General features: G+C 59.5%; 14 protein-coding genes. 11 read left to right on the top strand and 3 right to left on the bottom strand.

Annotated elements, in window-relative coordinates:
- Nucleotide 1 precedes the first annotated feature (1 nt).
- The 10 genes from EDB95_RS11430 to EDB95_RS11390 are packed head-to-tail and all read left to right on the top strand — an operon-like array spanning nt 2 to nt 15881.
- Nucleotides 2-463: a phage tail protein gene (locus EDB95_RS11430; protein ID WP_133993680.1), complete on the top strand. Its 462-nt coding sequence runs from the start codon at nt 2-4 to the stop codon at nt 461-463.
- A 5-nt stretch (nt 464-468) separates the two neighbouring features.
- Nucleotides 469-633, top strand: a complete 165-nt coding sequence (locus EDB95_RS27270; protein ID WP_162852555.1) for a DUF5908 family protein — start codon at nt 469-471, stop codon at nt 631-633.
- Entirely contained in the window at nt 630-1301 is a 672-nt protein-coding gene (locus EDB95_RS11425) for a CIS tube protein (protein WP_133993677.1), read from the top strand. Before EDB95_RS27270 ends, EDB95_RS11425 begins: the two co-directional genes overlap by 4 nt.
- A 12-nt stretch (nt 1302-1313) precedes the next feature.
- Nucleotides 1314-3119, top strand: a complete 1806-nt coding sequence (locus EDB95_RS11420; protein ID WP_133993675.1) for a phage baseplate assembly protein V — start codon at nt 1314-1316, stop codon at nt 3117-3119.
- Nucleotides 3120-3125: 6 nt separating this feature from the next.
- A complete protein-coding gene (locus tag EDB95_RS11415) occupies nt 3126-3572 on the top strand; it encodes a GPW/gp25 family protein (protein ID WP_133993673.1) in 447 nt (148 codons plus the stop codon).
- A complete protein-coding gene (locus EDB95_RS11410; protein ID WP_133993672.1) occupies nt 3569-7243 on the top strand; it encodes a baseplate J/gp47 family protein in 3675 nt (1224 codons plus the stop codon). Before EDB95_RS11415 ends, EDB95_RS11410 begins: the two co-directional genes overlap by 4 nt.
- The gene (locus tag EDB95_RS11405; RefSeq protein WP_133993671.1) at nt 7240-8094 is read left to right on the top strand and encodes a hypothetical protein; all 855 of its coding nucleotides are present in this window, start codon (nt 7240-7242) and stop codon (nt 8092-8094) included. The genes EDB95_RS11410 and EDB95_RS11405 overlap by 4 nt, the downstream gene beginning before the upstream one ends.
- A complete protein-coding gene (locus tag EDB95_RS11400; RefSeq protein WP_133993670.1) occupies nt 8087-11065 on the top strand; it encodes a hypothetical protein in 2979 nt (992 codons plus the stop codon). The genes EDB95_RS11405 and EDB95_RS11400 overlap by 8 nt, the downstream gene beginning before the upstream one ends.
- Nucleotides 11062-14538, top strand: a complete 3477-nt coding sequence (locus EDB95_RS11395) for a contractile injection system tape measure protein (protein ID WP_133993669.1) — start codon at nt 11062-11064, stop codon at nt 14536-14538. The genes EDB95_RS11400 and EDB95_RS11395 overlap by 4 nt, the downstream gene beginning before the upstream one ends.
- Nucleotides 14529-15881 carry an ATP-binding protein gene (locus EDB95_RS11390; RefSeq protein ID WP_133993668.1) on the top strand — a complete coding sequence of 451 codons (1353 nt, stop codon included), beginning with the start codon at nt 14529-14531 and terminating at the stop codon, nt 15879-15881. Before EDB95_RS11395 ends, EDB95_RS11390 begins: the two co-directional genes overlap by 10 nt.
- Before the next feature lie 11 nt (nt 15882-15892).
- On the opposite strand, the gene EDB95_RS11385 is transcribed toward EDB95_RS11390, so the two are convergent.
- Nucleotides 15893-16471: an eCIS core domain-containing protein gene (locus EDB95_RS11385; RefSeq protein ID WP_133993667.1), complete on the bottom strand. Its 579-nt coding sequence runs from the start codon at nt 16469-16471 to the stop codon at nt 15893-15895.
- 62 nt (nt 16472-16533) lie between these two features.
- Between EDB95_RS11385 and EDB95_RS11380 the strand changes: the two genes are divergently transcribed.
- Nucleotides 16534-16917, top strand: coding sequence for a hypothetical protein (locus tag EDB95_RS11380; RefSeq protein ID WP_133993666.1), 384 nt, complete (start codon nt 16534-16536; stop codon nt 16915-16917).
- Here EDB95_RS11380 and EDB95_RS11375 read toward each other — a convergent pair.
- Nucleotides 16914-19685 (bottom strand): glycoside hydrolase family 2 protein, encoded by a 2772-nt coding sequence (locus EDB95_RS11375; protein ID WP_133993665.1) that lies wholly within the window; start codon nt 19683-19685, stop codon nt 16914-16916. The genes EDB95_RS11380 and EDB95_RS11375 overlap by 4 nt on opposite strands.
- Before the next feature lie 165 nt (nt 19686-19850).
- Nucleotides 19851-20177 (bottom strand): hypothetical protein, encoded by a 327-nt coding sequence (locus EDB95_RS11370; RefSeq protein ID WP_133993664.1) that lies wholly within the window; start codon nt 20175-20177, stop codon nt 19851-19853.
- Between the last annotated feature and the right edge of the window lie 154 nt (nt 20178-20331).

Genomic DNA, 20331 nt, shown 5'->3' with positions numbered 1-20331 from the left:
TATGGCGGACGACAGCTCCACTGGTTTTTATCCCCCGTTGGGCTTCTACTTCCAGGTGAACATCCCCGGGATCCAAGGGATCAACGAGGGCAGTTTCCAGGAGGTCAGCGGCCTGAACATCAAGCTGGGGAAGGAAGACATCAAAGAGGGCGGGGAGAACCGGTTTGTACACCGGCTACCTTCCCGCCCCCAATATGAGAACCTTGTCCTGAAAAGGGGGATGGTGACGGGCTCCGGGCTGCTGGATTGGATCAAGGCGGCCGCGGAGGAGTTCACCTTTACGCCCAAAAACGTCATGGTCATCCTGATGGATAACATGAGCGGCAGCCAGCTGGTCAGCTGGCAGTTCAACAACGCCTACCCGGTTTCTTACCAGGTGTCCCCTTTCAAATCGCAGGAGGGCGCCATCGTGGTGGAAACGGTGGAGTTGTGCTATGACTATTTTCAACGAATGCCAAGCTAACAACCATGGCTTTAGAGATCAGAGAGCTGGTGGTCAAGGTGACCGTGCAGGAGGAAACGAAAGCTTCTCTTTTGGAAGACCCGAAGGTCCTGGAAGACCTCCGGCGCACCCTCTTACGGGAATGCGTAGCCGAAGTCATGCGCCAGCTGGAAAAAATGAATGAACGATGACGACAAGTACCCTGGCCAAACTAAAAATCCAAGCCTGTTCGGACCCCCAGGGCAACAGTCCCACGGATTCGATCGACGCCTCCATTAACCCGGACAGCTATTCGCTCTCCTACGGGGTCAGCTATAAAGGATCCCAGGAAAAGCTCAGCAATGCCGTTACCCAGATTTTCCAGGGCATGTCGGATACGAGCCTAAGCCTGGATATTGTGGTCGACGGCACCGGACTGGTGCCTTTGCCGTCCGGTGTCTCGGATGTAGACGGCTATCTGAAAAAACTCAAAGACATCGTGTATACCTACCAGGGGACCTATCACCGGCCCAACTACCTGAAGATTACCTGGGGCAACCTTATATTTTTAGGTGTATGCGATTCCATGTCGACCAAATACACCCTTTTTAACCCGTCAGGGGCTGCACTCAGGGCGACCGTCTCCCTGAAGTTCAAACAGAACACCGACTTCGAGACAAAGCTCAAGCTCGCCCAGGCCAGCTCACCGGACCTGACACACGTGCGTACGGTCAAAGCCGGGGACACCCTCCCCCTGATGGCCTACCGGATCTATGGGGACAGCGCCTATTACACCTTGGTGGCCAGGGCCAACAACCTTGATCATTTTGCCTCGATCCGCCCGGGGGACGAGCTGTACTTCCCACCGTTAACCAGTTAAACCGTCTGCAGGATGAGCGCGAAATCACCCAACGAGATCCAGGACCCCACCCTCCTGGTCAATTTGTACGTCGGCGGCTCCCCCCTCCAGGACCTGCCCGTCGATAAAATCGAGGTGGTGCACGAGGTCAACAAGATTTCCACGGCGGAGGTCACCATCATCTATAAGCCAAAAGACGGTACCGGCGAAGACCCCACCCAGGACAACCCGTTTGAATCCGGGAAAACGCTGGAGGTCAAAGCCGGGTATGGCCACCAGGCCTCCAATGCCGCCACCATTTTCAAGGGCGTCATGGTCCGTGAAAGGATCGAGCACAAACCCGACGGCACGTTCCAGCAAAACATTACGTGCAAACACGGGGCGGTGGAAATGACCAACGACACCACCGCCAAGGATTTCTACAACCAGACGGATTCGGACATTCTCTCCAGCCTCATCAAGCAGTGCAAAAACAGCCTGACGTCTAGTGTGGACTCCACCACTACGTCGCTCCCCTATCTTCCCAAGCAGGAAGGAACCTCCGACTGGGACTTCCTGCTGGCCAGGGCGGAGTTTAACGGATTCATGGTCACCTCAGGTCCCGACAGCCTAAAGGTCTCTAAACCGGACCTGACCAGTAATCCCGTGCTGTCGATCGCGATGGGCGTGTCCATCATCTCCTTTCACGTCGAAACCCATACGGAAAAGCAACCCACCACGGCCACCGCCCAGGCCTGGGACGTCAAAAACCAGGTGCTCCTGTCGGTAGATGCGGTGGAACCCACCCTCACCGGTCCCCTTAAAACAGCCATTGACGCCTCTTCTTCCATGCAGACCGAAGCGTTTATCCTAAAGTCCAACACCGCCCTCACCAAGGACGAGCTCCAGTCCTGGGCCAGTGGACGGCTTTTCCGCATCCGGCTCAGCGCCCTCCGCGGGTCGCTCGGTTTTATCGGCAACGCCGACATCCAGCCCGGCAACATGATCGAGCTGGCCGGCGTAACGGGCGTCTACAACGGCAACATCTTCGTCTCCCAGGTCAAACACAGCATCGACCAGGGCAACTGGCTGACGACCGTCCAACTGGGGCTGGAGGATACGTCTGTAACGGAAAAAAAGAAATTCGCCCCGCCCCCTGCCGGCGGCCAGATACCCCCCATCCAGGGACTACAGGTGGGCACGGTCAAAAAGATCTTTGAGGACCCAGACTCCGAATACCGTATCCTGGTCACCCTCCCCTCGAAGGCCCAGACCCAGGAAGGCGTCTGGGCAAGGGTCTCCAATTTTTATGCGACCTCCGCAGCGGGCTCGGTCTTTCTCCCGGAAATCGGTGATGAAGTCGTCCTGGGTTTCCTGGAAACCGACCCCCGTTTCCCCATCGTCCTGGGTTCGCTCTACAGCAGCACCAAGGCGCCCCCCCAAACAGCATCCGACAACAACAACTATATAAAGTCGCTGGTCACCAAAAGCAAGCTTAAGGTGAGCTTTGACGACCAGAACACCGTCCTCACCCTGTCGACCCCCGGGGGCAGTTCGATCACGCTGAGCGACCAGGATGGATCCATCACGGTCAAGGACAAGAACGGCAACACGGCCACGTTCAACTCCTCCGGCATCGTCCTCGATTCCAAGGCGGATATAAAGCTCAAGGCCACGGGCAATATCGAGCTCAACGCTACGGGCAAGGTCAGCATCACCGCCACGCAGGACGTAGCCGTGAGCGGCATGAACGTCAACCATACGGCCAACGTTGGTTTTTCCGCAAAGGGCAACGCCACCGCGGAACTGTCCGCGTCGGCGCAGACCACGGTAAAAGGTGGCATTGTTATGATAAACTAACCGGACATGGCGAAAAACAAACAATCCTTTTTAGGCACCGGCTGGAGTTTCCCCGTCTGTTTCGACCCGATCGGGCTTCGCCTCCGGATGGCCTCCGACCAGGAGGACATAGAGGAAAGCATCCGCATCATCCTCAGTACGACGCCGGGGGAACGGATCATGCAACCCACCTTTGGCTGCAACCTCCATCGCTTTGTCTTTGAAAAAATCGACGCGGCCCTCGTCGCCGAGCTCAACCACGTCATCTTTAACGCCCTTCTGGACTTCGAACCCCGGGTCAACTTCCTGGGAGCGGAGGTCATCCAACAGGACGAGCTTGACGGCGTGCTGCACCTACGGATCGACTATTCGATCATCATCACCAATACCCGGCACAACATGGTCTATCCCTTCTACTACACCGAAGGGACCAATGTGTCTTCCGTTTACAAACAAGGGAGGACCCTGCCATGACCAGTAGCCTGAGCCAGCGGGAACGTCTGAAAGCCGCCCTGATCCCGGACAACCTGGAGATAGAGGAAAGGACACTGGAGGACTGGCTCCTCCTGGTGGCCAGCCTCTCCAGGGAGTTCGCGCTGTATGGCTTCGACGACAAACCCGTGGGCGACTGGGAACCGTTTTTTACCGGCGACCTCCACTTCTGGAGCGCCGTCTTTTCCAAAATGCCGGTCCTGGAGCTGGGCACGGTGTACGAACGCCTGCTCAAGTCCCTCCAGGCGGCGGGGGGCGGGGCCGAAGGTATTTTCCGTTCCATGGTGCAGATGGTCGAGCACACCACGGACCAACTGGCGGGCGCTTCCGAAAAGATCGGTATCCTGCCTACACAAGACGCGCTGGGAGACATGGCGCGTTTTCTTTCCACCAACCGCACCGAGATCCTCCAGGGTTTGCAATCCGAGGCGGGCTCCCCTGACCAGGAACGCGTCCTGGAACAGCTCCACCAACTGTTTACCGAGATCCTCACCCAGTTCAACCTGCTCCGGGAAACGGCGCTTCAATACCTGGAGACCCATCCCATCCTGGAAGGGACGTATTCTCCCCACCTGGGTTTGCTCCTCGCTTTCCTGCATGTTTTCCGGCACCTGCGTACACAGATCAACCACCTGACCAGGGAACACCTGGATTTTTATTACCGGGACGTCCTGGGGATTGTCTCCCTGCAGGAAGTCCCCGATAAGGTCCACGTGCTGTTCGAACCCGACCTAAACATGGGGCGTATCTTACTACCCGGTGGAACGGGGCTGCTGGCCAAAATCCCGGGCGTCAAAGACCCGGTGCCCTATACACTCGCGGAGGACCTCATGGTGAACAAGTGTACGGTGGCTTCGCTCAAAACGGTTTGTATCAGCGAAAACCCGGTATTTTTTGACGACACCCATCAACCGGTCCTAAGCAACTTCCAGGTCTACCAGGGCGATTATCCCGTGTTGTCCCCCGCACAATACCTCAAAAGCACGGTACTGCCGCCCACCTGGCCTGTCTTTGGAGAAGGACAGGAAAACCTCGGGGAAGACCAGCGCACCATGACCATGGCCACCCTTGGCCTGATGCTGGGCTCACCGCTGTTCTACCTCCCCGAGGGCAAACGCGAGATCCACCTGACCTTTTATTTCGAGAGCGCGTCCTTTAAAAGCCTGCTCGACTATCTCCACCAGTTCTCCGTGTCCGCGGGCAAAACGGTCGAGGCGGTCCTGGGCGAGGTCATGACCCACGCCTGGACGATTGCCTACACCGGGCCCACTGGCTGGGTCACCCTGGATGATTACACGGTGCAACTACCCGAGTCTCCGGAGGACAGCTGGCTGCTCTTGTGTATGTACCTTGCGCCCGATGCCCCGGCGATGATGTGCTACAACCCGGCCCTTCATACGGGTACCTACCAAACCCATCACCCCCTTTTACGGTTGCTCGCCAACCCGGAGAATTCGCACAACGCGTATTCCTTTTTCAAGGGCCTCGTGATGGAAAGGATCCAGATCCGGTCCTGCGTGGAAGGCTTCCGGGACGTGCAGCTCCAGAACGCCAATGGCAACCTGAGCCCCCAAAGCCCGTTCCAACCTTTTGGCCCGCTGCCTTTTGTGGGCAGCTACCTGGACATCCGCAACTCCAACGTCTTTAACCGTTATACGAGCAAAATCCACCTGACGTTCCAGTGGCTGGAGCTCCCCAAGGTCCCGGGCGGTTTTGCCACCTACTACGACGCTTATGGCACCAAGGTCCGCAACAGCGACTTCCGCGTCAGCATAGGCGCCCTTTCCGAAGGACAATGCCGGCCCCAGGCTTCGCGCAGACAGGAGATGTCCCTTTTTGCCGTCAACAACGAAGAACAAGACATCCTGGAGGACGAAAACACCCTCGAACCCCTGGATACGAAACGCCTGGAAATGGTCAACATCCCGCTCCAGGAAAAAGACGCGTTGGGTACCGACGCCTTTTTCCGGAACGGCGCCATCCGCCTGGAGTTGCTGGGGCCGCCCGATGCTTTTGGGCACGCCCTTTTTCCCCGCGTATTCCCGGAAATCATCCAACACAACGTCCGCTACAAACACGACAAATTACCGTTGCCCAATCCGCCCTATACCCCGAAGGTGAAAACCATCACCATCGACTACAACCTCGAATACGCCGAGGCTTTTAAGGAAGGCAGCAAGGAAGCCAACGGGTCCGGCGGCCTGGACGTCTTCCACCTCTACCCCTTTGGGTTCCGGAAGGTCTACCCCGTACGGGAGCAGCAGGTCCTGTCCTTTATCCCGACCATCGACAGCGCCGGGAACCTGTATATCGGTTTGAACGCCGTGGCGAAAGAAGGCGAATTGTCCCTGCTTTTCCAACTGGAGGAAAGCAACTTCCACCACACCCTTCATACCACCGAAGTCCCCTCCTGGAGCTACCTGCGCGACAATACCTGGGTACCCTTCCCCGGCATGTACGTCCTCACGGACACGACCAACCGCTTTATCAATTCGGGTCAGGTAAAAATAAGGATACCGAACGACATCAACACGAAGCATACCGCCATGCCCACCGGACTTTTCTGGCTTCGGGTCTCCGTACAGGGGAAGACCGATATCCGCTCCAGGGTGGTCGGCATCTATACCCAGGCGGCCCTGGCCCAGCGCGTCCTGGACGGCACCACACCTCCCCTCGACCGCGACTTCCGCCTGCCCCCCGGCTCCATCCAGGAATTTGCCCACAAGGTGAGGGGCATCCAGCAGATCTACCAGGTCTTTCCCAGCTTCGGGGGGCAACCCGCCGAGACCCACCACCAGTATTATACCCGAGTGAGCGAACGCCTCCGGCACAAGGAACGCCCGCTCACCGCCCTCGACATCGAACAATGGGTCCTCCAGCGTTTCCCGTCCCTGTCCGTCGTGAAGTGTTTTGGCGCCGGCCCCACCAACCCCGGGGTCTATCCCGGTGTCAACCTCCAGGTCATCGTCATCCCAGCGCCCGGTCCGGACCTCGCAGGGCGGAGCGACCGGCCCCAGGCCAGCCTCGCCACCCTGCTCGCCATCAAAAACGCCCTGATCGGGGTGCTCTCCCCCTTTGTCCAGGTCGAGGTGGGCAATCCCATTTACGAACGAGTCAAGGTCGTGTGCAGCGTCCGTTTTTCCCAGGCCGGCGGCCCTGCCTTTGCCGACCGCGGCTCGTTCCTCAAAAAGCTCCACGACGACCTCAAACAACACATCTGTCCCTGGCTCTTCGAGGCCGACGCCGCCAGCCAGATCGGTGCCGATCTCTATCTTTCGGAGCTCATGGCATTTATCAAAAAACGGCCATACATCCAGGAAGTCACCGGTTTTTCATTGGTTCATTTTTTTGAGGAAAAAAACAACATTACCGGCGAACTGTCCGCGGTCTGCGTTGACACGGCCCGCACCCCTACCAGCCGGTTGAGGGGATCGGTCCGCGAAGCCATCCTGGTCCCCTCGGAACAACACCTGATCACGGTGCTGGACGAACCCGCCTTCGAAGAACCCCGGGGTTCCGGCATCGGCGACTTCATCCTCGGCCGGGAGCTCCTCGTATCGGAGCCAAGGCCCCTGCCGGTGTTCCCGCCCCCGTCCGAACGTATGGAAGACCCTGAAGAATATATAGACCTCACCCTCAACCCCATCGTATGAATACAAACAGCGTCAAAAGCCACGGACGAGCCGAGTTGAAAAAGCTCTTCAGGAACGGGAGCATCCCTTCCGAGAAAAACTTCGAAGACCTCATCGACTCCATGGTCAACAAGGAAGACGACGGCTTCGCCAAAGACGACGTGAGCGGCCTCCACCTCAGCTCTCCCCAAACCGCTCCGCGACTGGTCACCTTTTACAAAGGGATAGACGAACTCTCGCCGCTTTTTTATATCGACAAGGATTTCGGCAACACCGGGATCAAGATCCGCTCCGCGGCGCCTATCCCCAAGGAACAACCCGAAGAGGAAAGCTGCTTTTTCTTCCAATCCGAAGGCAAGCTCGGCATCGGCAAACAAAGCGACGACCGCTTCAAGCTCGACGTCAAGGGATGGGTCGGCATGGAAGGCCGTATGGGTACCTTCAAGCCCAACCCCGAACCCTGGATGCCCCCCAATACCGATCCCAACCCCCTGCCCGGCCCCCGTTTCATCCCCGCCGACGGGAAATGGTATCCCATCGTCGAAGGACTCGACAACTGCCAGGCCTTCGAAGTCATTGCCCGGGCCGGCAAACGCGGTTCCGGCAAGTTCGCCATCCTCCATGCCATCGCCCTGAGCGCCTACGGCCGCTCCCACAGCAGTATCCGCAAGACCTCAGCCCACTATGGCTTCTTCTGGAACAAGCTGTCCCTGCGCTGGAGGGGCGACACCCACAACTACCGGCTGGAGCTCCGCACCAACAACAACTTTGGAGACGGCGTCCGCATCTACTACGCCATCACCCGGCTTTGGGACGACGCGGACGTTAACCTCCCGGAACAATATTTCTATTCCTCCAAAACCGATGAATAGACCGTTTCCAGACTTCTCCTCTCTCCGGCAGGAAGCCGTAGCCCTCGTCCAGACCCTTTCCGGCGACACCTGGACAGACTACAACCTGCACGACCCGGGTGTCACCATCCTGGAAGCGCTCTGCTATGCCCTGACCGACCTCGCCTACCGTACCGATTTTCCCATCACCGACCTCCTCGCCGACGACACCGGCGTGATCCACCCCGAGGCCAACGCCTTTTTCCAAAAGTCCGAGATCCTCGTCAGCAACCCCGTCACCGTCAACGACTACAGGAAGGTGCTCCTCGACAGGATCCCCGAACTCTACAACGTCTGGCTCGAACCCGTCACTTGCGGCGGCATCACCGAAAGCCTCCGCGGTTTGTACCAGGTCACCGTCCAGGTCCGCAAAGACCTCGCCCCCGGTTTGCTTACGGACGCTACACTCGCCCAGTCCGTCACCGAATCCGTCCGGAAAACCATCGTTACCCACCGCAATGTCTGCGAAGACGTCGCCGACACCATCCTCATCCTGAAACCCGTCACCATCCGGGTCAAAGCCGACATCGAGATCGCCGCCGCCGCCGTCCCCGAAGGCACCCTGTCCAACATTTATTCCGCCATCGAGGACGCCCTCAATCCGCCCATCGCCTATTCCACCGAAGACGCATTGATCCGGAAAGGGTATGCGGTCGAAAACTTATACGCCGGCCCTTACCTCAGCCGCGGCTTTATCCCCGACGACGCCCTTCTCGAAAGGCGCCGGCTCGTCGATCCTTCGGAGATCATCAAGGCGATCTCGCAGGTAGCCGGGGTGCGGTATGTGCGGCGCATTAATGTGGAGGCGGCGGAGTTGGAAGAGCCTTCGGGTGCGGCAGCCCCCGGCACGCTTTCCGGGCCGGCTACGCCGGGGCCGGCTGCAACTGGCTCTGGCGCCTCCGGCCCGGCCGTTCCCGGTGCGTCTTCTAGCGCGCCTTCTGGCGCGCCCGGCGCCGCCTCCGGGGAGCCCGACAAGCTCCCCATGGACAGCTTCCCGTATTTCGACGACAGCCGGAGCGCGTCCCCTATCAGGCTTTTCCGCGACGGTTACGAGGTCCAGATAACGGAAGCCATTTTCAACGACTACCACCTCGTCAAACAAGGCACCCTCCGTCGCACCCAGACGCCCGGCGCGCAGACGCCGCCCGTCCTCACGGGTGTCTACCGTCACCTGTCCAGCTATTATTCGATACAACATCTTTTCCCCTCGATCTACGCGCTCACCGAAACCCAATTCCCGAAGGGTACCCCGGCCGCGTTCAAGGGACAGGTCAAACAACTGAAAGGATACCTCCTGTTTTTCGAACAGGTCATGGCCAACTACCTCGCGCAACTCGGCCAGGTACGCCGGATGTTCTCGCCGTTCATCCCCCCGAACGACACGACCCACGCCTACCAGCCCCTCACGACCGTGCCCGGCATCGAGGACCTGCTCCTGCAACCCGATCGCTACCAGGCGTCTCTGGCCCGCTATTCCGAAACTCCCGAGCAATACAGGGCCCGCAAGCACAAGATCCTGGATCACCTGCTTGCCCGCTTTAACGAGGAGGTCAGCAACTATCCGGCCCTTCAGGCGGAGCAGTTGTACGGGAAGGCGCCGGGCGCGCCGTACAGCGGGCCGTCCACCTACTCGGGGGCGGCGCCTATGGCGCCTGGAGGGACAACGCCCTCGCTTGTCGGTGGCGCGGCGGTGCCGCCCGGCGCGGCCCTTTTCACCGGCGACGCGGCTGTGCCCCCCGGCGCCCCGCCATCCGGCCCCGCGCCCCTCGCGCCCGGCGAAGCCCCCGCGGTCGACGAAGCGCTTGTCTGGAAGGCCCGTTTGCTCCAGGGTATCGCCCGTACCGGGCGCGACCGCAACAAAGGCTTCGACTACCTCGGCAGGGAAGGCGGTCTTAGCTCGGGGCTTGGGAAAAAAGTCGCCGACCTCCTCGACATCAAATTCAACCGCGTCCACAACCTAACCGCGGCCTTCCACGAAACCGACATCGTCGTGCGCGGCGACGCCACGGGAGAAACCGGCGCGACCGATGATGGCGCATCCCACCGTTTTCTCCGTCAGAAAATGTCCTTTTTCCTGACCGGCATACAGCAGGAGAACTATAAGATCAACCCCTTGCCGGGCGGCCGTTTTGAAGTGGTTTTCCAACCACCCGGAGAAGACCCCGGGCAACCCCTCGGCCAATACGCCGACGAGGCCGGTGCCCGGCGCGCCATCCAGGGCATGGTCGGCGCCCTGCAACAGATCAACCTCAACTCCGAAGGCTTTCACGTCGTCGAGCACATCCTCCTCAGGCCACCGCTCGATTCCGCTTCCTATGGTTTTCGTTTCTACGACCTCGAACAACGCGTCCTGCTGCAACACCTCGACTGGATGACCTTCGACCAGCGTTCCCGGATCATCACGGAGCTGCTGCAAACCGCGTCCTCCGGCCTTTCCGCGGCTGATGGCCTTGCCCGGTGGAAAGGGAAATGCCGGATGCTGCTCGACCAATACAAAACCTCCGGCTGGCTCGTCGACCCCGGGACCCTAAGCCCTAAAGACCTCCAGGACGCTGATGCCGCATACGCCCATATATGCAAGACACTCCTCCAGTTCACCGCGCGCAGCGTCCAGTCCTATCCCCGGTTCAACATGCTCGTCAAAGGACCCGGCGACCAGCTCCTCGAAGAGACCTTCCTCAACTTCACCATGACGATCGTCCTTCCGGCCTGGCCCGCCCGTTTCCAGGATCGCAACTTCAAGAACTTCGCCGAAAACCTTTTCCGTGACAATACACCCGCACACATCCGGCTCCGTTTCCTTTGGACCAACATCTCCCGGATGACCGTATTTGAACAACTTTACGGCAAGTGGACCGATGCCCTGCGCAACCCCGCGGACGCCGACACCAGGAACGAATGGGCCCAACGGCTGATCAGCTTTTTATTAGGCAACCAATCCCGTTCCGTATGAGCCAGCCGTATGTCATCCAACGCTACATCTGGGACATTGCCTACTCCTCCAGGGAAAAAGCCTACGTCCTTCAAACCCGCTTTAGCCGTCTTTTCGAACAGGAAGCCGTCCCCCTCATGGAAACCGTCTTCGAGGCCTGCATCCCACCCCATCAGGTGCTCCGTCTCGATACCCTGGAGCTCGACCTCGGCATCCTCGATGTTGACCACATCGAAAGAGACTTTCCCGATCGGTTCCGGGTGGCCCTCGAAAGGGCCATTCTGGAGCGGCTGGGCGCGGTGGCCGGCGCGCCGTCTGTCAGCGACCCACGTCAGGGCCCCTTCGGGCCCGACACCCTGCCGCCCGGTGCCAACCCCGGCGACCCACCACGATCCGCCGAACTCCTGGAATATTTTCTCCTCGAAGGTATCCTCCCCTGGTGGGCCTCACACCAGCCGGAGGACGCACCCCAGCACCTCCTCGAACGCCTGTATGCGACAGCGCCCGGCCAATTGCTCCCAGTGTTGTTGCGCACCGGCCAACTCGCCTACGTCCGCCGGCGCCTCGCCTACCAGTTCCCCGATCCGGCGCTCCACGCTGTCGTAAGCCTGCTCGCGCCCGGCGAGGGACCCTTTATATCCGGTTACCACGACACCCTTGTCCGTACCCAACAGGAAACCCGTTGGGTACCGGAAGAAACCAACCCTTTTTCCCGCGAAATATGGTTGTTCATCCTGACGTTCCTGCTCAAGGACATGGCCGGCCAATTCAACCGAAGGGCCTTTGCCCGGCAAACGCTGATGGACATTGCCGGACACTACAACGTCAGCTACTCAGAACTCCTGGCGCTTTTTTCCAACGCCCTCGCCCAAACGGCCAGCCGTTTCCAGGACCAGGATGCGCTCCAAAAAATCCTGCGCGAACTCATCCTCGAAGACGAAGGCGATGAACCGGAAACCGAAGCCACCGACACGTTCCGCTGGGACGTCCTCGACCTTGAGGCACAGTTGGATTGGCTTCGCCACTACCTGCTCGACCTTGATCAGCCGCCGGTGATGACAGCCTCGACCCGGCAGCTACCGGCGGCACCCGCTGCCACGCGGCCCGACAAACCCCTGCCCGTCGTCCTTTCTACACTATTTACCCGTTTACCCTCTTCGCTCCGCCGGACCCTCGCGGACCTCGGTCAGGCCACCGCCGTCCGGGAGCGCGTCGTGGACTCCTTTGGCGATGCCGGCCTGAAAATCGTCGTGCGTCTCGAAGAACCCACCCATGCCGAATTCATCCTGGATTACGCCACCCGCATACAAACCGCCCGGCGCCCCCAAACCGGACCCGGGGCGTTTAGAAGGGTCGTATGGACCATCATCCTGGGCTATCTGTGGACAGAAAAGGGTTCCGTCTTCAATACCCGCATGTTCCTCGAAAGACAACTGTCCGGGTTGGCAAGCCACTACCGCCTTTCCTACCACGCGCTCCTCTCCCTCCTCGTAGGAGAACATGGCGCGGGCGCTCCTCCTGACCTGGAGGGCGAGACTGCCGGCTGGGGGGTACTGGAGCCAAGTTCGCTTTTCCGCTTGCTATTGGATATATGGAAGGAATCCGTACAACAAAGCCCCGGCGTACCGTCTTCTGTAGCGCCCGGGACCACGCCCGCCGCAACCAGCGCTGCTGCAGCGGCGGCTCTTGCCGGCAATACGCCGACGGCTGCCTCGACAGAAGAAGGGGTCCCGCCACTTCGCGACGTCGCGGGCCTTGCCGAGGGGAAGGCGTTGACTGGCGAGAGCGCGGGCCTTGCCGAACGGGGGGCGCAGCCGGGCGACACCGCGACTTCTGCGAAAGGCGACACGCAGCTCCCTGCGGGAATGCCCCCGGCCGAAGGCGATACCCCGGCGTCCAGCGCCTTTTTTGCGCCGGAAGCTGCCGACCTTTTCCGGGCATTGCTGCGCCTCTTGCAAGGTTTGACACCCCTGGAAGCCACCCTCCCGGGTCCCGGTCCGACGGTGGCCGATTGGGAGCGGGCGCTTCCTTTGCTAAAGGGGTTGGCCATGGAAGAAAAGGGCCCGCTGCCCTCTTGGTGGGATGAACGTCCTTCGTCGGAAGGGGGACACTTCCTGGAGGAAGTCCTTCGCTGGCTGTCGGAGCGGACCGGGCTGGAGACGCGTGCGCTGGTACAGGGGTTGGCGTATGGCGCGATGTTGGGGGGAGCGGGCGAAGCACCGGAAACCACCGGCGCCCGGACCTTACGGTTTTTGTTGGTGGCGGCTTCACCGGCGTTAAGCGGGCCATCCGCACAAAGCGGCACCCCGCAAAGATGGACACCGGGCATTGCACGCCTGATTACGACCTGGATGGACTCCACCCAAACGAGAGGGGTTCCGGATCCGCGCCTGGAGACGGCCCTTCAGACCTGGATGGGCAAACGGCATCCGGGTTGGGACAGGCGTACCCTGGCTTTTATGCAAGACATCCGCAGGCTGTTCCTGTCGGTCATCCGCGGCACGGCGGAGCGCTCCGCGTTCGATACTTTATTCCTGGAATGCGCGTTGCTTTTCCTGGGTGATCGTTACGGTGCCAAGGACCCGCAGACCTTTGCGGTGGCACTGTTGTCCTTCCTGGAAGCGCGACGCAGGGGAGGGATCCCGTTGTACGCCGCCTTGCTAAAGGCGTCGGCCCCGCCCTTTGCGTTTTCATTGGATGGCGCACCCTTCCTGCCGTCGTTCCGCGCACTGCTGAGGCGGCGCCTGCCGGCGGGCGTCGAGGTGAGCACGGAGGCGCAGGGAGGCGCGGAAACGCGAGACAACGAGGAGAAGCGAAGAACCGCGAAAGCGGACGAACGCGCGAACGCAGCCGCACGCGCGCGCGCCGACCGCCTGGAGGCGCAGCGCCGCATCGCCCAGGAACTCGCGGAGCAACGACGGCAAGAGGAACAACGGCGGAAAGAAGAGGAGAAAACCCGCCCGAAGAAAAAACCCGCCCTTGCGGGCCTTTATGTACGCAATGCGGGCCTGGTTTTGCTGCACCCGCTCCTGCCTACGCTTTTCCAGAGGCTGCAGTGGCTGGAGAAGGGGCAGTTTGTCCATGAGGAGGCGCAGCAGCGCGCGGTGCACTTGCTGCAGTACCTGGTGTATGGGCAGGAAATGACGAAAACCGAACCGGTCGAACAGGACCTTGTCCTCAATAAAATTCTTTGTGGTTTGAACCTGGAAGACCCCGTCCCTTTGGAAGTAAACCTGACGGAGGCGGAGACGTCCCTGGGCGAAGAGCTTTTGAGGGTAGTCTTGCAACAATGGACGAAGCTGGGCAAAACGAGCCCGGACGGATTGAGGGTTTCTTTCCTGCAACGGGACGGGTCGCTGGCGGAAACGCAGGAGGCGTGGACCCTGCGCGTGGAACAACGGGGGATCGACGTCCTCTTGCCCTTTCTCCCCTGGGGTTGGGGCCTGATCAAAACCACCTGGATGCATAAAAATCTGCACGTAGAATGGACATAAATGCCATACAACACAATGCCACTGTCCTGGAAAGGGAAATGCAATGGCTCTCCGCCGTCATCGAGACGCGGTTGCAACGCCACTGGGGGCAAGCCGGCATGTATACCGACGTGACCGAAGTGCCGATGCCGGACCTGACGGGCGATCCTTCGTTTTATGCGGAGATCGTCCGCTATTACAACCTGGGACCGGATGAAAGGCTGGTCGTCCTGCTGGCGCTGGCGCCCCATATACAGCCGCATATCCTGGACGTTTTTTTTACCCGCAACGCGGATTATGACCGGGGCTTTACGGAATTCGGGGGGATCAAGGGACACCAGCATGGCGGATTTCTGCCTACCGGTGAAACCGCGGCCTTTTTGCTGGCGGCGGGAAACCTGGAACGGAGGTTCCGGCTGATGGACCTTTTCCGGGAAGACCATTGTTTCCGCAAGTTCAACATCCTCCGGCTGACGGACGCGGCTTCGGATGAGCCCTTTTTGAGCGGGACCATACGGCTTAGCCCGGAGTACCTGAACTATTTCACCACGGGTCTGAGCCACGAACCGGACTTTAGCATGAACTTTCCCGCCAAGCGGTTGCGGACGGGGATGGACTGGGATCACCTGGTGCTGCCGGCGCATTCCCTGGAAGAAGTCGGCGAGATCAGGGACTGGTTGACCTATGGGCAACGACTTCTGGACGAATGGGACCTGCGCAAACAGGTGAAGCCGGGTTACCGGGCGTTGTTCTATGGTCCCCCGGGGACAGGGAAAACACTGACGGCGGCCCTCCTGGGCAAAAGCGCAGGTCTCGCCACCTACCGCATCGACCTTTCGATGGTTGTCTCGAAATACATCGGGGAAACCGAAAAAAACCTTTCCGGTGTTTTCGACCAGGCGGAGCACAAACAGTGGATCCTTTTTTTTGACGAGGCCGATGCTCTTTTTGGCAAAAGAACAGAAACCTCCAGCGCCCACGACCGATACGCCAACCAAGAGGTTTCTTACCTGCTCCAGCGGATTGAGGACTTCCCCGGGGTGGTCATCCTGGCGACAAACCTGAAGGCCAACCTGGACGACGCGTTTAGCCGCCGTTTCCAGTCGATGATCTACTTCCCCATGCCGGGGCCGGACCAGCGGCTCCGGTTATGGAAACAATCCCTTCCGGTCAAGGCGGGACTTGAAGATGGCGTCCGTCTCGAAGACATAGCCGACAAGTATGAAATGACGGGAGGCGCCATCATCAACGTGACGCGTTACTGCGCACTGATGGCCATGAAGCGCGGGAGCAACATTATTTTACAAAAAGACCTCCTCCGCGGGATCCGCAAGGAGTTTGAAAAGGAGGGGAAAAGCGCATGAGCCGGCTCCCCCTACATCCCGAGGCCGAGCGCCTTATTCCCCATCTCGGTGGCTTCCGCCTCCAGGGAAGGGTCGTCGTTGAGGGGAGTGCCTTTCATCAACTGGGCGGTCGGTTGCACACGGCCCTCCCGTTGCTGGACGACATGCCAGGCTTCGTGGGGAACGTGTTTTTCCTGACCGGGTCCGACGTGGATGTCGTTGCCCTGGGCATAAGCGAGGGCCTGGAGTTGGGCCGGCGCGGAAGAATTATAGTGTACGCGTACGTCGGAAAGGTCCTGACCGGAGAGGTTTTCCACACCGCTTTTCAGACCGTCGGGCAAACCGGTGCGGTTGGGTTCTGCCTTGGCTTGCACAGGAGCTGCGCCGGGTGCGGCCATCCTGTTGATAGGCTCTTCATCCTTGAGCGGAGCATCAGCCCGTTGCACGGTGGCGCCGGGCGCCAACATAGCAGACACCGTCGGCTCTTTCTCCAGTTTATCTTCATCGGGATGGCCGGTGGCGCGTTGAACGGCGGTGCCGCGGAACCCGGGGTGCTCGGAGGCAGCGCGGCTATCGTCGGGCTGCCTGGTTTTTTCGTGAGAAGAACGCATATAGAAATGATCCTAAAAAGTACAAAATATTTCCGTTTATGCGCTTAAAATATTTGATATTCTTGGCATTCCTACTCAGCTGCCAGTCCAGGGACCGGTCGGCGAAACTGGTCTTATACAACCGTTCGAACAGGACCATACATTTTTACGTTTCCTGTGATTCGGCGTACACGGACTTCAAATACCAGGACGACAGCAAGCTCCAGCCACACGACAGCATCCGCCCGTACCTTCTTTTCGGGCCGGAAGGAAAAGGGCCGGACAAAAACACGTGGGTCAACGCGATCAACCTGGCGGACGACAGCTGTCTGCACGTGTTTTTTGCCTATATCGACTTCCAGGACGATCCGAACCTCCGGGACAGCCTTTTCTACCTGATTGTCGTGCGCCACGACTATAGCGTCGATTCCCTGAATAAAATGCACTGGAAGATCGAGTACCGCTAGAGCTTCCGCTCCTTGCGCCCCACGTTCCATCCCTCCGTCACGAGCGACAGCGGCCCGTGCACCTTTTCCACCGGCACACTAACGGTGACGGTGGCGCTTGCCCCCGGCTCCAGGGTGAAATAGTTGTCGCTCCAGAAAGACGGCATCACCTCCTCGCCCCCGGCGAAAATCTGCGGATTTAAAAAGAAGGCGAGACCCGTGCCGGGGTTGTGAAAACGCAACATATAAGAGACCGACCGCGCCGAACGCACGGAAGTGATGACCGTGGTTTCCACGGAAGCAGCCGGCATCGACGCCAGCGCGCTGAAGTGATGCGTAGGCGCAAGCCAATACGTATTGCGGGAAAGCACCGCCCCGTGGGCATCGGACAGCTCCAGGCATACAAAGGAAATACCGGGCAAAGAACCCAGCACGGAAGAAAGAGGAAGCACCTCGCGCACATCCGTCGTATCGAGGGACACGGGAACGACGCGCCGGAACAAAGACCGGCCGTCGGGCGAGAACACGGAGGCGCGAACCGAGAGCCCTGGCCTCGCGGTGTACGTCCGGTTGATGACCGCCACGGCCGTGTCGTCGAGGTTGAGCTGGACGTGGACGGGCTCGCAGGCGCGTTGCATGAAGTAGTAACCGGCGTTGGGTTCCAGGTACCAATCGTAAATCTGCCAGACGACGCTGGGGAAGGCGCTGTTGAGTTTCCAAAGCATCACGCCGCCGGTGGTGTTGAGGTGATGGCCGGCGGCTTCGAAAATGCCGCGGTATCCGTCCGCGTTGAGGAACTGCATCTTGGTGGAAAAGTCGCGGATGCTGGTGGGCGCGCCGAATTCATCGACCATGGTGGCGTAGTATTTGGAATAGCGTGCGGCACCCTCGCAGGCGTCGTGGTAGCCCCAGGTATTGTTGAGCGGGAAAGGCAGGCTCGTATCGGGGACGAGGTCGGGGATGATCTTCGAGAGCGTATTGTAGGGCGGCTGGGAGGGCAGACCGGTCTCGTCCTTGAACACCCAGTCTTTGCCTTCGTCTACGAGTTTGTAGTAAAAAGATGCGTCGTTATAGGCATAAGACCCGCCGCTGTACACACCGGACGGCTGGTCGTCGGGCCAGGAACCCTTGAAGTCCTTGGTTTGTTTGGCAAAACCGGAGGAGCTGGGAATAAATGGACGGGTACCGTCGAGTTGGGCGACGTTGTCGCGCATGGCGTTGTACAGCTCCAGACGCGCGTGCCCCTCGTTGCCGCCGGTCCATACCAGGAGGCTGGGGTGGTTGCGGACACGCAGGATGGTGTTGACGATATCCCGGACGAACACGTCGCCCTGCAGGGGCCAGGCGGGTGACCCTTTGAATTCGCCCTGGGTGTCCCCGGTAATCCAGAAGTCTTGCCAGACGAGCAACCCGTAGCGGTCGCAGAGGGTAAAGAAGTCGTCGGTCTCACCAATACCCCCACCCCAAATACGGACGAGGTTGACGTTGGCGTTTTGGCAAAGGTGGAGTTCATAGTCATACCGGACGGAGTCCCGGTTCAGAAGCATGTCGGGTACCCAGGCGCCGCCCACGAGGTGGACGCGGCGTCCGTTGACATAAAAATCGCGGCGCACCCAGCCGTTGACATTAACGGTTTTGGAACCCACGGTCCGGACACCCATCAGGAAAGAGGTGTCATCGGATAATTGTCCGGTAGAAGAGCGAAACTGCAACCTAACCCGGTACAGATCCGGGCGGCCATAACCGTTGGGCCACCAAAGGTGGGGATGGGCCATCACGAAATCGAGGGAGAAATCGCGCGAGCTGTCCACGGAAACGGGCCGGTCGAAAACAAGGGTGGAACCGCTAAAGGTTTCAGGAGTGACCGTCACCCGGAGCGCCCCGGAAGTGGCAGCGCCAAAATCCCGCAAATGCACCGACAGGGCGATGTGCGCGGAGGTCGTGTCCGCGAAGGCGGCGCCGTCGGGGGAGGCGCCGGAGTGAGCGGACGCACCAGAGAACGTGGTCACCACCCGCGGCTGCTCGATGACGACCTGTCCGGTGGTGCGGAGATACACCGGCTGCCAGATCCCGATGTTCCGGTCGTGGACTTCCGGTATCCAGTCCCACCCGATGGAGCAAAGCATGGTGACGTTCTGGCCGATGTCGCCGTTGGGACCACCGTTTAGGAAAAAGTCGCCCATGGCCTTCAGCTGGGGGGGTGCGGGCAGGCCTGGTTGGTCCAGGGGAAAAATTTTTACAGCGAGGACGTTTGCCCCACCGGCCGCGATGGCCTTGCTGACGTCGAGGTGGTATTGGCCGAACATGCCTACCATTTGGCTGGAGTCGGCGATGAGCCGGCGGTTGAGCCAGACCTCGGCCCTGTAGTTGATGCCTTTGAAAACAAGTTCGAAGTGTTTCCCCTTGTCGGCCGCCGGGACCTGGAAGGTGGTCCGGTACCAGTACGGTTTTTTCCAGGGGTTGGGTTCGCCGGGGAGGTGGCTGTATTGATCGAGGTGGTATTGGAGGTTAAAGGTATCGTTGGCGTCGGGGATCTGCATGTTGTTCATCCCCTGGTACGGATCGGGATAGACGTGATTGGCCACCAGGCCGGTCAGGACGGTGGAGGGCACGGTCACCGGGAACCAATAAAGGTCGGAGACAAAGTCGGGGGAGGAAAGGGTGTCGCCTCCCGGGTGGACCACGGCGGAGGACTGCAAAAAGAAGTGGGTGAGCGCCTGCTGCTTAACCGTTTGAGCATTGGCCATAAAGTAAAGGCCGCAGACGGCCGTCAAAAAAACTCGCTTCATTTGCCAAAATTGCAAAAAAAAATCGCAACTAGCCGCGCAAACGCGCGGGGGCGCATAAAATGGTAAAAAAGTACAGGCGCCTGTGGCGCCCGAAGGGGAAGGCAGCCCGCGGCGCCTGAATGGTGAAAGGTAAGCCCCCCGGGGTAGGGCCCCCCCGGAGCGGTCCTATCGCCAAAGTCTCCTCAATTCATCCATATCGAATGAAAAGGGGCAATGTCGTGCAACGCTCCGGGAGATGAACAGGAGGATCGCCACCTCCTGCATGGTCCCTACGAGATGGGGGTATGATCGCAACTTTGCTTGTAAGGAATTTTCGAGCCAGGCTTTGTTGTATCCCTGGATGGCGGTTTTTCGCACCAGGTGCCTGATCGCGGACAACAATTCTTCTTCGCTGGAAACGGGTTCGGGGCGCGAGGTTTGAAACCCACGCACAGGGCCCGGCACCTCGGACGAGGACATGAACACACGCCCCCACCAATCCAGATGGAGCAAAAGCGTTATTTTGACGAATGGGTTATTCACCGTGTTAGCCGTTGAAATTAGTACATCGTATTTACCGATGTCACCGGAACAAAATTGAAGGAATGAGCATCAATTTGCAAACCTGTCTCCTAGTTAGTCCCTAACAAAATGCATCATAAAACAT

Source organism: Dinghuibacter silviterrae, assembly GCF_004366355.1.
Lineage (GTDB): Bacteria > Bacteroidota > Bacteroidia > Chitinophagales > Chitinophagaceae > Dinghuibacter > Dinghuibacter silviterrae.
Note: the sequence above shows the minus strand (reverse complement) of the source record. Positions and strands in the feature narration are given on the sequence as shown.